Source organism: Polyangium mundeleinium (assembly GCF_028369105.1).
GTDB classification, from domain to species: domain Bacteria; phylum Myxococcota_A; class Polyangia; order Polyangiales; family Polyangiaceae; genus Polyangium; species Polyangium mundeleinium.
On sequence record NZ_JAQNDO010000001.1, the window covers coordinates 13,118,030 to 13,131,683 of the forward strand.

Sequence of the window (13,654 nt, forward strand, 5' to 3'; positions counted from 1 at the left end):
ACGACCAGCGTGGTTACAGTACGGATCTCGATAAGCTCGGTCCGAGAGCGGGACCTTCTTCCAGTACACGAACATTCCGACCTCCGCATCGACGCTGGCAGCGTAAAGGATGCAGCGTAGTTCCCCGGGCGCTCGGCGATCGCACGATCGCTGAATTGTAGTTCCGCGAATCTACCCTGCCTGAGCGAATTGCGCCAGAGAAAATGCTTGGAATTGGGGCAGGACCGGGTGCTCCGCGCTGCGTAGTTCTATTCATCCGCGGATCACAGCGACAATCCGCGGATCGGTTGCCTGGTAGTGCCTCGAATCGCCGATTATGTCGGCTGCCCGCGGGTGATCGCGGAATCCGTATCGAAGCAAGGTAGAGCGTTTGCTTGCGGAAAAAGAAGGCCCTTGTTAATCTCGAGCAAAAGGAGGCTGCGATGCCTAGCAAAAAGGGGACGGGTCGGCCGCCGGGAAGGCCGACCGTCATTGGCGGGCCCGTTATCCAACCGCGGGTGACGCCCGAGGACGATAAGAGGCTCGGGGAGCTGGCGGTGCTGCCGGCATTTGAGGGCAACCGCTCGCAGGTGGTGCGTGTCGCGATTCGGGAGCTCTACGAGCGTCGGATCGGAAAGATGGAGGAGCGATCATGAAGGACGAGAAGAAAGTCGAATTGGTGAAGGTCAACGTCTGCGACGCCGAGCTGGAAGCCGGCAAGGACGAGGCAGGGACGGTCTGGGTTTCGGTGCGGCGGGTGTGCGAGGTGCTGGGCGTGGCTGAGCAGCGGCAGCTCTCGAAGATGAAGAACAAGCCGTGGGCCTGCGTAACCATGATGGTTACGCAGACCTCGGGCGATGATCAACGGCGCAAGGTCTCGGTCATCCCCTTGAAAGCGTTCCCCATGTGGCTCGCCACGATCAACGTCACGAAGGTAAAGCCCGAGCTCCGCCCCACCCTCGAGCGGTTTCAGCAGGAGGCGGCAGATGTCCTATCGGCCCACTTCCTGGGCACACTGATGCCGCAGGGGCGCAAAGAAAAGTACCGCCCCATTACCCCGACCCCATTGCTGGCGGAGCAGATCGAATTGCTCGCCCTACGCCAAAAGCGCGCGCTGGAACTCTTGGCCGCGATCCCCGGCCTCTACGGCGAAGATTACCTGCGGCATCGCGTCGAGCACGCCGTCGCACTCGTGACGGGCGAGAAGCCGATGATCGATAACCCACTCCTCTCGGTGGATGGATACCTGCAGGGTCGTGGCCTGACCTCTGCACAACGAAAGGAGACGGGGCCGAAGTTCGGCAAGCGGGTAAAGGCATTGTTCTTCGAGCGGTACGGGCAGGACCCACCGAAGCAGCCACGCGAGGTGAACGGCGCCGAGCGCCAGGTCTTCAGCTACACGGAGCGCGATCGTCCGCTCTTCGACCGAGCGTTCGACGAGATGACGACGGGCGCGCCGATGCCTGAGCTAGACGGAGAGAGGACGATCTCTCTGCCCGTGCCCCCGCCTCCTGCCGTCGATTTGCGGCTTCCACCGCCCCCGATCAGCCCTGGCGCGACGTTCACGGCAACGGAGATCGGCCAGCCCCACAACTGCAGCCCGCAGCGGGTGAACAACACGGCAAAGCTCCTGGGGATTCACGGAAATTCCGAGTTTGGCCAGTTCAAGTCGTTCACGAATGAGCACGGCGTCCACCACCACTGGGTCTTCAATCAGCGTGGCAAGCTCGCCCTCGATGACAAGATTCAGCAGATCATCAGTCTCCAGTGATGCATGAGGAGGGTGCCATGACACACAAGGTGAACATGCTGAAGAGCGTGAAGGAGGTTGTGATCTGTAGCGCGCTGGCAGTCGTGATAGCGCTGGCGAGGGTCGGCTTGGTGCACCTCCTCGGCGCCGCTATCGCGCGATAGAGAACAGGCCACCAGGACGCCCCGGTGGCCTGCAGAATCTGCTTCTACTGTCACATGGATCTCAGTGCAAATCCTCCTTTGGCGGCGGGCCTCCAGTCTTCGCACCGGCACGCCGCGCTGGCTTCTTACCAGCCTTTCGCATGGGGGCCCATGTCGAGACGACCGAGGCGACCTGATCGAGAATACTGACGATATCCCTGTCGATCCTAGCGGCGCAGCGCAGCACCATCCCAGCAGGACTGTCGAGGAGACGCCGTGCCCTCTCATCCATGATCAGCGTCCCCCCTTCTGGCATCCTCGCCGTGGGAGCAACATTGAAGTGCCACCCGGTATCATCCTTCGCGAAGAAGAGCATGTACTCCTTGGAGTGGATCCAGTTGAGTCCACCATTGTATTTCACTTCGTCCGCAGGGTAGCTGAAGGTCTCGGCCGCGTAGAGATTCTCCGAGTCATAACCGAGCCCTTCGAGATGCCTCGCAAGAAACGTCTCCCTGCTCTGAATGTGCTTGAGGGCCGCGCGGTAGTCTCGCTTCGCGTCCTTCAGAACTGCAACGTACAGCTCATTATCGTCATCATCGAACGAGTTCAATCTACCAAATTTCATGATACTTCTCCTATCCTTCTACCACTACACAAACGACGCGCGTAGCTTGCGCGTATTACCGAAACCGTTGTACCGAACATGACGGGGGGTGGTTGCAAGTGCTGTCACCCCGCATAACTCACTCGTACATCCTCCTTCACCTCACACGCGACGGGCAGCCCTGACAGACCTGGCAGGGTGGGAGGCACCGCCGACATGATCCTTTTCATAGCCAGGCCGGCTGCGGACCAGGCACAGCCGTCCTTGTGCAGCCGGTTTGTCGCCTCCAGGCACGAGCACTTGTTGCATGCAACCACGATTTCATCGTGGGCGTGGAAGGCCACTCGAAGCCCTTCCTGCTCGAGCTGCAGCGCTTGATGCACCATCAGGTCGCGGGCGACGGCTTGCACCACGTTCTCGACGAGGACCTGCGGCGTGATCCGCGAACGAACCTGACCGTCGGCGAACCGCTTCTGGCCAGCACCGCGCGCTCGCGCCCGGACCGACGGATGACAGGTGGCAGCGGGGGCGTACCAGTACGCGCGCTTCGGGCCGTATGGGCCGAGTTCATCCTCCCCGACGATCGAGCGGTAAAACAGCGAGCGTCCGGTGGGCAGCGTGACGACAACGCTCGGCCCTGCTGATGCCGGCTCGCTCGTGAAGTACATGGGGCACGGCACCTCGGGGAAGGCCACGCGCTGCTCCGCCACGGCCGCGAACTGCCGGTGCAACGCGTACCGGATGGCTCGGATCTTCGGAAAGCTGCCCTGGTACGCATTGAACATCTTCTGCACCAGGTCGATGCTCACGCCCGGCACCGCGGTCCGGACACGATCGAGGAAGGTGTTGAACCCCATGCCGAACCCGAGCCCGAGCACAGCTTCTTTCCCGAGCTGGCGGAGGTGGTCGTTCTCGCCCCCCTTCACGATCGTCACATCTGGGAAGATCGGCTGCGCGAACCAGATGTACACATCGCTGCCCGGCGCCGCGAATTGGTCGAGGAGCGCATGCTCGCCCGCCAGGAAGGCGACGATGCGGGCCTCGATGTTCGACAGATCGGCAGCGCGGAAGGAAGAGCCTTCCTCGGGCACGATGAGGGTGCGCTCGCGGCCGAGCTCGGTGATCTTCGCGCTGTTCTTCGTCTTGAAGAGCGTGTGAATGTTGAGCTTGCCTGCATCACGACCGCCCGCTGTAAATCGACCAGTATGGGCGCCGTGGTAGTGGAGAAAATTGTACACCCGACGCGGGATCCTCGCGTAGGCGGCCACGTTCTGCGTGGCCTTGTGCAGGGTATGAATTCGCTGGCGCAGCGCAAGAAAACGCTGGGCCTCGGGGACGTGGACCACAGCATCGGCGCGGCCCGGATCGCGTTTGTCGAGCGAAGAGAGCTTGATGCCCCACTTGTCATCGAGGAATCGAAGAACCTTCTTCACCTTGGTGAGGTCCGTGGTGTCGAACTGGAAGGTCGATGCGAACTCGTCAAGAGCCGTGGCGCGCAGCTCGGCGAGCTCAGCAGCTAGAGCCGCAGCCCGTTCGATATCTACCGAGAGACCACGCAGATTGCCCTGGGCGGTCATGCCGTTGACCGCGAACTCGGCGTCCGGGTACATCTCGTCAGCGACGGCCTGGTTGAAGATGAAGCGCGCGAGCGCCGTATCGGTCGCGCAATAGCGCGCCAGGCGCTGGAGGGCTTTCCGATCCGACAGGCTCGCCTCGTTGAACGGGGGCGCCTCAAGCTTCTTCTTGCCGAAGAACGCTGCCGTGTTCGCGAGGCCCGCCTGGATGCCCAGGAAGCGGGCATAGCCCGTCGTGTCGAAGTAGCTCCCGAACGAGACGCCCCAGAGCAGCTTGCAGATCAGCCCGTCGAAGCCCACGTTATGGGCGACGAACCTGCACCCCTCCTTGCTCGCCTCGACGAGCACGGATCTCGCCCGCGCGAGGCCGGCGGCCTCAGGGGCGTCCTTGTAGTACACCCGGACATCCTCGCGCCCGCGCGCGATGGCCACGCAGAGGACGTCGAACCGCGGGTCGGTCACGTACTCGTGCGTGGTCATCTTCTTCAGGGTCAGGTCGGCCGTTGTAATCGTCTCGAAGTCGACGAAGACGCTGTCCTCGACGCCGGGCCTCACGATGCGCTCTCCTTATTGCTGCTCGGCCCGCCCTCGTTCAGCAGGTCGGCGTCGCTGAACACGATCGGCGACGGCTCGCTCTTTTGCCCCTGCTCCACGTCGGGCGAGGACGCCGCGCTCTCGGCCGCCGCACCATCGGTCGGGGGCGTGCTGGCGACTTTGGCACCTGCCTGCCCGGACAGGGTCTTGCTCTCGTACTCAGCTTTGGGAACGAGGATGAAGTTGCGGTAGTTCCGGGTCAGCTTGAACGCGTACTCGATGCTGCCGATCTGAACCGCCAGATACTGCCGCTTGCCCGTGCGCACCGCCGCATACCCCGACTCCCGCATGATGCGTGTCGCGAGCGAGCGCGCCTTATCGCCGAAGGTCGCAAACAGCTCCTTGTAGCCGGCGATTCCCTTCATCTGATCGATGAAGAGGGAGAGGCGATACGACGGCAGGCTCTTCATCTCGCCGGACTCCTTGGCGCCGCGGTCCATCGCCTTCTTCCGCTCGCGCTCACCCTCGTCCTTGGCCGTTGGCGTCGTGATGAAGTCCCGCATTGCTTCGAAGATGTCGCTCAGATCCTGTCCCTGGACCTCGGGCAGCGTGGCACCGAGGAGGCGTGCCAGGGCGACAGGAATCAGGAGCCGCGAGCCAGTATCAGTCTGGCGCAGATACCACTCCGGTGGCTTCGACTCGACGATGCGCTTCAGATTGAGCAGCAGCCCTGGCGCGGCCTTCTTCACCTCGTCGAGAACGGCCCCCTTCGAGATCGAATCGTCCATGTCGGCCACGCTGATCATGACCGTCCGGCGACTGATCTCCCGACGATCGGGAAGGTCTTCGGCAGAGTCGGCAAGGATCACGAACGAGTTGGGGATGCTGCGCTCGTTCTCCTTCATCCCGCGGGCCGTCAGCGTACTCGTGCCGGCGACCTGGATCAGGGTCTCGATCATGCCAAGGCGCTTCCCGGCCTCCTTGGCGCGGGCATACACGGCGCCTTCTGCGGCAGCGAACGACCGCTTCGTCTCGAGGTCGTTCGTCACATTGAGATCGAAGCTGACGCGAGAGGGCCCGGTGCTCACCGTTTCCCACGCACCAGTGCACATCTCAGCGAGGAAGTCCTTGCCTGCCCCCGGGGGACCTATGACCCACCAGATTCCGAGCTGCCCGCGGCCAATGTCCCGCAGGAGCGGCGCCGCGAGGCAGGCCACGAAGAGGTGCACATCATTCTCGCTGGCGAGCGGCAGGCGGCCGTCACGGAAGAGCTTCAAGAAAAACTCGAGCGCGGGGATCTCCTCCACGCCCGCCGGGAACTGGAACGCCTTCGTCGCCGTGATGACCTTCGTGCGTGGCTCCACGCCCCAACCATCCTGAACATGCGCGACGGGGAGGTCGTAGCGCATGATGGTGGGCACGCCGAGCACCCGGAGCGCGGCTCGCTGGCCGATGGTGCTTTTGTTCATCAGGGAGCTCGTGGTCTGGGCCCACCCGGGCACGTGCACGATCGACCCGTCCCTCTTCTCCTCCTCGCAGACCGTCCACGCGGCCGTTGCCTGCGCCTCGTGCAGATTTGACTTCGTGCTCGGACCGCTCTCTTTGCAGTTCACGAACGAACGCCGACCAGCCGCATCATCGTAGGCGAGCTTCTGCTCGACTTCCGAGAAGTAGGGTTTCACCGGACCGAACTCGCGATCGCCCAGCAGACGACGCTTGTAGACGTCGAGCGTCACGTCGAGGGCCGCGGGGACCTTGGCCTCGAGCCGGGCTTTCTCACGAACCCAGACGTCGAAGGCGGCATGCCGCAGAGAGGCCGGCCAATCCCGAAGCTTGTACTCGAAGAGCTCCCGCGCCGCCCACGTGACGGGGAGATGCTTGAAGGGGTCGAAGATGGCCTCGCCCACCGCAGCATCCCCGCCCGCGAGCATCAGCAGGTTCGCCTCTGACCAGTACTTCCTGCCCTCACCGGCGTGGCCACCGAGGCAGGTCATGGAGACGGCGCCAATATCATCCACGTTGACGTAGCAGCATTTCGAGTCGTGCTCGTCGCTCACGGGACAAGCCGCATACAGCGCGTGCCCCGGGCTCTCCGGCGCAGGGATGCCCATCTCGATGAGGTAGTCGCGAATCTTCTCCCGATCGGCAGGGGCAGGGCTCCATCCGCCGAGCGCACGCATCACACGCCGGGGGAACGGCACAGACGAGATGTCCGACGTCAGCGGGATGGGGTTGGCAAGCTGCGCCTTGAAGTCGACCGACACTTGGCCCCTCGCAGTTGTCTTGATGCACTTCGGCAGGCGCTGGCCTTGGGAGACGCTCCAACTCCCCGGGTCGCCGCCCTCGAACCCGAGGGTCAGACGCTTCGCAATCTGCTCGAAGAGTTCCGCGCTGATGGCGCTGTCGAGCGGATAGACGAGCTTGTAGCCGTTCAGCGTCTGGAAGTACGCCGCCGGCATCGGCATGCCTGCTCGCTCGACCTCGCCGAGGATGTCAGCTGTCAGGACATCAACATCGACGACGGCGCCATGGATGGTCTCGGGGGCCCCCGCCTTGTTCGTCCGCTGCTGCAGCCAGAACTGCACGTCGTGCAGCCCCATGGCGACAGCCGCGTCGGCGACGTTATTGAGCAGTTCGGCGATGCGCGGGACCTCAACCACCATGGGGAAGGTCACGTCGCTGTGCATGCGCCCGAAGGACACGCAGGTGGTCGGAGCGCTGGTGTCGGGCGACGGCGCGTAGATCTGCGCATGCTGTGCGACAATCTCGGCGAGCGCCTCGCCCCCCGTACGGGGCGAGCAGGCGTCGGTGCCATCGATGGCAGAGGTAAGCTCGTCAGCAGTGCTCACGAGGCACCTCCCGACGTGGACTCGTCCGGCGGGATGAGTTGGCTCTCGTCAATCTCGAGATGCAGGGCGAGCCGCTTCAGCTCGTCCTGCCCCAGCTCGACGTACCCTCGTTCTGCCCGGGAGAGGCGGGATCGCTCGATATTGGTGCGCCGCCCGAGCTCATCCAGGGACAGGCCGAGCTCGCGACGGCGCAGACGAATGTTGTTGGTGGTGTGCATAAGCTTGTGCCCGTTATGCACTCCACCAGCAAAATCGTCGATGGGGATAAAAATCAGGTCAACGAAAGGCTCCTGCTTGCCAGAAATCGACATCGGGGATTTGTATCCCCATGGACAACCGCTCAGCGGGGAAGGCGCGGCCAGAGCCCCCTCTTCTTGTTTGCGAGGAGAGGCGGGTCCGCGCCCGGCGCAGACGCGCGGAACATATCGGAGTGGAGCGGCGAGATGCGCTCGCAGAGCAGCGTGTCCTTCCAGCCCTCGGGGACGTCGGGAACTTTCTCCCGGGCCTTCTTCATGAGGCGGTAAATAGATTCCTTGGTGGCCTCAGTCTTGGAGACGACAGCGATCGTTGTCGCGACTTCCTCATACGGGCGCGCGCCTTCTGCGAAGATCTCCTCGCGCACGCCGAGCACAAGCACGCTCTGCTGTACCACGTCGGCAGGGCGGCCTCTCTTACGAGGCGGTGGCGTGTACCCCGCGGCGACGGACCATCCCCGATCCGCATCGATCAAAAGCCGACGCAGCCCTTCTCCTCCCTCCGAGAGTGCGAGCACAGGGAGCGCCCGCTGGATGACCTCTACCATCTGAGCGACGAGCGTGGCTTGTTCGGGTCCTGCAACAGGCCATAGGCTTTTCACCACGTCTGCATCGACGGGGCCGGGCCCGTAGTACGCGACGGTAGCGACGATGCGGCCAAACTCCTCCTCGTACACGAAGAACGAAGCGCACTCACGCACGCCAGGCATCTTGAGTTCGGCCTTTAACCGCTCGATGTCGGTGTTGGGATCGCTGGAGCCCCGCAGGAGCAGTTCACCGAGCAGCCGCTCGAATATGCCAGCCGCGGGAGAAAGGAGAGGAACGCTATCCGCGGGCCGGATGAGCGCGATCACCGTGATGATCGGCTCGGCCTTCAACACGACCATGCATGCAATATAGCGCAGCCGTGGTGGTGGTGGTGCAATTCGTCGACATTACCTGCAAGAGTGGTCGCTGACGACGTTGAGCGCGAGGGGGCCTTCCCTCCACGGCTCCCCCGCACTTCCACCGCACCTCCACCCCTCGTAACCATTTGAAATCATTGCTTCCACCGCTCCACCGCGTTTTCGGGCTCGTTTAGCGTGAGAGCGACCTACGGCCGATTAGCAGCCCGTGGACCTATCCCGAAGGACGATCGACAGGGACGGGGAGATGATGCTAGGTTTGTCCGCGTCATGTCGATGGGGCGAAGACGAGAGAAGCAGGCGTCGCTCTGGGTGGCGGCGCCTTCGCTGCCGCGGTCGCCGGGGCACCGGTTCTACGAGAAGCTGAACGAGCTTCTGCGCGAGAACGGGTTTGACCGGGCCATGGAGGCGGCGTGCGCGAAGTATTTCGAGGCCGACGGGACGGCGGGCAGGCCGTCGATCCCGCCGGGGCTTTACTTCCGGATGCTGCTGGTCGGTTTTTTCGAGGGGATCGAGTCCGAGCGCGGGCTCGAATGGCGGTGCTCGGACTCGCTGTCCCTGCGGGAGTTCCTCGGGCTGTTGCCCGGCGAAACGGTGCCCGATCATTCGACGCTGTCCAAGATGCGCAAGCGCCTCGGTAGTGAGGTCTTCGAGGCGATGTTCGCCTTCGTGCTCGGGGTCGTCCATCGCTCCGGGCTTCTCCAGGGCAAAGTCATGGGCGTGGACTCGACGTATCTCCGCGCGGATGCCTCGATGAAGGCGATCGTGCGGCGCGAGACGGGCGAGGTGTACGCGGACTACATCAAGCGGCTGGCGAAGGAGGAAGGCATCGAGAATCCGACCGTGGAGGATGCCCGGCGGCTCGACCGCAAGCGCAAGGGAAAGAAGACGTCGAATACCGACTGGAAAAGCCCCACGGACGAAGATGCCCGCATCACGAAGCTCAAGGATGGCCGCACGCGATTGGCCTACAAGAGCGAGCATGTCGTCGACATGAGCACCGGCGTCGTGGTCGCCGCAGAGGTATATTCAGCGGACCAGGCTGACCCGGCGACGATGGCGCAAAGCCTGGAGCAGGCGCGCACGAATGTCGAGCAGACGAAGAGCGGTAAGGACGGCGATTCGGACGACGATCCTCCTCCGGAGGGCGGCTGCAGCGACGCGCAGCCCGAGCGCGCCGTGATCGAGGTCGTGGCGGACAAGGGGTATCACAAGGCCGAGCTGCTCCTATCGTTGAAGGAGGCCGGCTACCGCACCTATGTCCCCGAGAGGAGCCAGCCCCTCCGCAAATGGGTCGACAAGGGTTGGGATATGCAGCAAGCGTTTTACGGGAACCGAAACCGTGTGCGTCGTCCAAAGGGGCGCGCTCTTCAACGCAAACGTGGAGAGCTCATCGAGCGAACATTCGCCCATGCATGCGAGACGGGCGGAATGAGGAGGGTGCGGGTCAGGGGCCGGGAGAATGTGCGAAAACGCTACCTGGCCCATGTCGCCGCGCTCAACTTGGGGCTCGTACTACGCCAAATCCTCGGCGCTGGGACTCCGCGGGGCCTGGCCGCGGCCCGGAAGGGCACTGCCCTTGCAGTTTTGGTGATATGGGCAGCCATGGTGGCTCTGGTGCGGGGCATGTCGAGGCAACTGGCACGATTTTCCCGGGCCGTGTGGCGCGGGATGCGCCCGGGTGAGGTGGCCGATGTTGGGAGCGCGATTGCGGTTGCGTAGATCCACGGGCTGTTAGGGTCGTGACCGGCCAAACAAGCACATCAGCTTTCATCCTCGGGCTCGTCGCTGCCCCAGCCCCCATTGGGGCGGTTCCGCGACGAACGACCAGGCCCAGGTGGCAACCAGGCAGATCGGGGAAGGCAAGGCAACCTTGACGCGCGTTCGAGTCGCGTGGATGGTCCGCCTGCGTGGGCATGAAGAAGCACCCGCTGCCGCACGGTCACCACGGCGGACACGCCTGCGATGCGAATGTCGCCAGAAAACGGGTGGAACGGTGGAAACAATGATTCCGTGTACTTACGAGGGGTGGAAGCGCGGGGGACGTTGGGGGAAGCGCGGGGGAAGCTGCTCATCTAAGGGAACCGCAATTTCTCCATCGGGGCGTTCCCATCCCGTTCCTATTGCCGATGTCTCTGTGGAGGGCTTGTTGAGGTGGGGGCGGCGTTCCCATCGGGGGAAAAGTCGTGACGTCGCGACTATTTGTCCATACAACCGCTCTGCGGTGACGCAGAACTGCGCACCAAATCCTGGATCCTCGCGTCTTTGGCGCTAGAGAGAACAGGACCAGGCCCGTCCTCCGCGGCATCACGCCGCGCGTCGCACCCGCCGGGACGGCTTGTGCCACGCCGGGGAGCCCACCGACTTCCTGTGCCGGCCCCGCGTCTTCGCCCGGATGCCGCTCTCCGGCGCCGGCTCCTCGCTCGCCTTCGCCCGCTTGAGCTGCCTGCGATGGACAGCATCCGGCATGCCAGCGTGCTCGGCCAGGAGCTCGCCGAGCGCCTTGACCCTGCGGCAGACGGCAACCCTGCCCATGCCGAGCGTGGTGCCGATCTCGTCGAGGTCGTGCCAAGCGGCGCGTAGCTCGATGAGCTGGCGGTCCCGCGGGCTGAGGGTCTCCAGCCATTCGTTCAAGCTGATGGCGCTGATGATCCGACCCGTCGGGTTCAGGCTGCGGGGCCGCGCCCTGCCAATATCCGCGTTCGATTCCTGGTTGTCGAGCTGCGGGTTGTCCTCGAACTCCGCAAGGTACTCGCCGAGGCCCAGGACCTCGACGCGGCGGCGGTTGTAGTTGCGCTGGTCGAAGACGTCCTTCAGCCGCTGGGTCCGATCACCGGAGGCGAGATGGCGGCTGAGGTCGATGGCGCGCAGACGACAGGCATGCACGAGCAGGGCGTCGTCGAGGATGTCGCCCGCCTCGGCGTGCCGCTTGTAGAGCGCCCAGGTGAAGCCGAGGACTTCCTGCATGCGCTCCTCACGGATGTTCTCGTGCAAGAAGCGCGCGACGGGGTTGAAGATGCCGCGCAGGATCTTCTTCTCGAACTCCTGGCGAATGTTCTTCGGAATCGTGGTCGTCACGGGGTCCTCCATGGGAGCGCGCACACGGAGGCCCTTGCCCCGTGACGCGCAGAACGCGCGCCACGCAGGCGCGGAGACGTTTCAACGATGATGAGGAGTTCTCCTCATTGTTCTTATCCCACAACGTGACGAATGTTTGCGGAGGACGAACTTGTCATCACGTTGTGGCGAAACGCGCTCAGAAAGGAACGGCCCGCAAAGCTAAAAGAACGGGCAAGTAGCCCGTCCCCGCGTGGGCTCACGCGGCGTAGCGAAACGCGTCGAGGGTGACGCGGTCGCACCACGCGGCGTACTCCGTGTACCAGACCTTCTACTCCCGCACGAACTCGGCGAACGCGAGCTCGCCCCGCACGAACCGGGAGCAGAGCATGTGCTGCTCGGCGATGCCCTCCTCCATGATGGAGAGCATCTGCGCTTCAATCTCGACAGCGATCTTCGGCTCGATGCCGGTCGATTCGAGGATGCGCCTGTAGAGCCCGAGTCGGCGGAAGAGCTTCACCGTCTTCTCGCAGCGCACTTGCTCCAGATCGAGAACGGCATATGAGCAACACGACAAAGAATATTCATGAGGATTCCGTCCATCGTTCTTATCCCGCCCGCCGCCTGGGCTGAAGTTGCTGGGCTGCCTTCCTACGGATGCACCTGTAGATCTCGTGTAGCGCCATCGTGAGCGAGATGTATGATCCTCTCCGGCGCCACATCATCGGAGGTGCGTCATGGGCAAGGGTGGCGGTGGGAAAGCAGGCGGAAGCTCGGGAGCCAGAGGGGGCGGCGGCAAGCCGGCCCCTGGCGCGCCCGCCGGCAATAACAAGAGCAATCAGGGCAATCCGACCAACCCGGTGTACTATCAGTCGCGCGGGCAGCCGGTCCCCTCCAACCTGCCCTCGGGGCCTAAGCCATCGGGCAAGTAGTCCGTGGGCTCCTCAGGCAGTTCATCACCCGAACAGCTGGACTGCCCCGGGTAGACACCCAGGTCGGAAAGGCACTCGGTACTCGCAGGCGTAGGTCTTGCTGGCAAACAGCTGGCCAGCCCGCTTCGCAACTCGGCCCTCCACCGCAGAACCACGACGTCTCCAAGCGCGAGCATCGCCCCCCAGACAGTGTGCCCCTCCAGGATGTCCATGGGCACCTCGACGACGGTGCGCTCGATGCGCGTAATCATCACGTACCCCTCAGCCAGCCGCTCATCCGCGGCATCGAGGAGGATGTCGTGCAGGAGCGCGGGAGCCCCCGCCGCTTCTTGAGCTCATGCTGGACGGAGGTCGACACCCCTTGCCCTTCGATAGGCTGAGGATTTGCCCGCTCCTTGTCGTCTGTTCGGACAAACGCTTCACGTGCAAGTATACGAATCGGTGCCAGGATCGGAAGAGCCTTGTTGCGGCCGCAGCCTTCCGACGCCGGGCGTGATCCCCTCCTCGCAGGATGCCTGAGGCGAGGTTCACAAGCTCCGTGACCGCGGCCCCCGTTCCTTGCTCGAGCTCCACCTTCGCGGTTGACCGCCCTGTAGCCCCCGCTCGCTCTCCACCTGGGGAGACGTCGAGCGATCACCTGGCACGGTGGCAGATCCCTCGACGTGTCGCCATCAGGTCGGCCTCTTGACTTTTAATAATATGTGCAGACAACCAACAAGATAGGACATTTACTGTCCTAGTTCAGTCCAGTGCCAGCCCGCCACTTCCTTTATTGCTGCCGGGCGGTGCCGGCCGAGCCTCTGCGTAGCGGCATTCGCGTGAGGCGGGGGCGCGCGAAGCCGTCGGATCCAGCCATATTCCCATCGATCGGCCATCTTCGCTCAGCGCAGACAGGACTACACCGTACCCACATATCCTCCCGAACTACTCCGTCCCATAATATTTCCGTGGACGGAACGACTGTTTTCTGCGAATCACAATCTGCCAGACAACTGATGGCTTCCCTTACACGGGAGCCTTGCCGACGTGTGCCCGTCGCGTTGCCTCGTGCATTGCGTCGCTGCACCCAGCTA

At 63.5% G+C, this 13,654-nt stretch carries 11 protein-coding genes; 4 read left to right on the top strand and 7 right to left on the bottom strand.

All coding sequences use genetic code 11. The annotated features are described in order from the left end of the window. Positions 1-374 precede the first annotated feature (374 nt). Genes POL67_RS51995 through POL67_RS52005 form a run of 3 tightly spaced genes read left to right on the top strand, consistent with a single transcriptional unit; the run spans position 375 to position 1,893 of the window. The gene (locus tag POL67_RS51995; protein WP_271930501.1) at positions 375-635 is read left to right on the top strand and encodes a hypothetical protein; all 261 of its coding nucleotides are present in this window, start codon (positions 375-377) and stop codon (positions 633-635) included. Further along, positions 632-1,750 (top strand): phage antirepressor N-terminal domain-containing protein, encoded by a 1,119-nt coding sequence (locus tag POL67_RS52000; protein ID WP_271930502.1) that lies wholly within the window; start codon positions 632-634, stop codon positions 1,748-1,750. Before POL67_RS51995 ends, POL67_RS52000 begins: the two co-directional genes overlap by 4 nt. Before the next feature lie 17 nt (positions 1,751-1,767). Continuing rightward, positions 1,768-1,893, top strand: coding sequence for a hypothetical protein (locus POL67_RS52005; protein WP_271930505.1), 126 nt, complete (start codon positions 1,768-1,770; stop codon positions 1,891-1,893). A gap of 61 nt (positions 1,894-1,954) precedes the next feature. Here POL67_RS52005 and POL67_RS52010 read toward each other — a convergent pair whose 3' ends face one another. The 5 genes from POL67_RS52010 to POL67_RS52030 all read right to left on the bottom strand — a co-directional run bounded on the left by POL67_RS52010 (position 1,955) and on the right by POL67_RS52030 (position 8,574). Beyond that, positions 1,955-2,497, bottom strand: coding sequence for a hypothetical protein (locus POL67_RS52010; RefSeq protein ID WP_271930506.1), 543 nt, complete (start codon positions 2,495-2,497; stop codon positions 1,955-1,957). A 104-nt stretch (positions 2,498-2,601) separates the two neighbouring features. Further along, a complete protein-coding gene (locus tag POL67_RS52015) occupies positions 2,602-4,605 on the bottom strand; it encodes a DNA polymerase (RefSeq protein ID WP_271930508.1) in 2,004 nt (667 codons plus the stop codon). Beyond that, on the bottom strand, positions 4,602-7,433 hold the full coding sequence (locus tag POL67_RS52020) for a hypothetical protein (RefSeq protein WP_271930509.1): 2,832 nt from the start codon (positions 7,431-7,433) through the stop codon (positions 4,602-4,604). Before POL67_RS52020 ends, POL67_RS52015 begins: the two co-directional genes overlap by 4 nt. Next, positions 7,430-7,744, bottom strand: a complete 315-nt coding sequence (locus POL67_RS52025; RefSeq protein WP_271930511.1) for a helix-turn-helix domain-containing protein — start codon at positions 7,742-7,744, stop codon at positions 7,430-7,432. Before POL67_RS52025 ends, POL67_RS52020 begins: the two co-directional genes overlap by 4 nt. 29 nt (positions 7,745-7,773) lie before the next feature. Next, positions 7,774-8,574: a hypothetical protein gene (locus POL67_RS52030; protein ID WP_271930513.1), complete on the bottom strand. Its 801-nt coding sequence runs from the start codon at positions 8,572-8,574 to the stop codon at positions 7,774-7,776. Between the two features lie 294 nt (positions 8,575-8,868). Between POL67_RS52030 and POL67_RS52035 the strand changes: the two genes are divergently transcribed. Further along, positions 8,869-10,314 carry a transposase gene (locus tag POL67_RS52035; protein ID WP_271930516.1) on the top strand — a complete coding sequence of 482 codons (1,446 nt, stop codon included), beginning with the start codon at positions 8,869-8,871 and terminating at the stop codon, positions 10,312-10,314. 585 nt (positions 10,315-10,899) lie between these two features. Here the strand turns inward: POL67_RS52035 and POL67_RS52040 are convergent. Both POL67_RS52040 and POL67_RS52045 read right to left on the bottom strand, forming a co-directional pair. Continuing rightward, positions 10,900-11,670, bottom strand: a complete 771-nt coding sequence (locus tag POL67_RS52040) for a sigma factor-like helix-turn-helix DNA-binding protein (RefSeq protein WP_271930518.1) — start codon at positions 11,668-11,670, stop codon at positions 10,900-10,902. A 310-nt stretch (positions 11,671-11,980) separates the two neighbouring features. Continuing rightward, positions 11,981-12,169: a hypothetical protein gene (locus tag POL67_RS52045; protein ID WP_271930521.1), complete on the bottom strand. Its 189-nt coding sequence runs from the start codon at positions 12,167-12,169 to the stop codon at positions 11,981-11,983. Positions 12,170-13,654 lie beyond the last annotated feature (1,485 nt).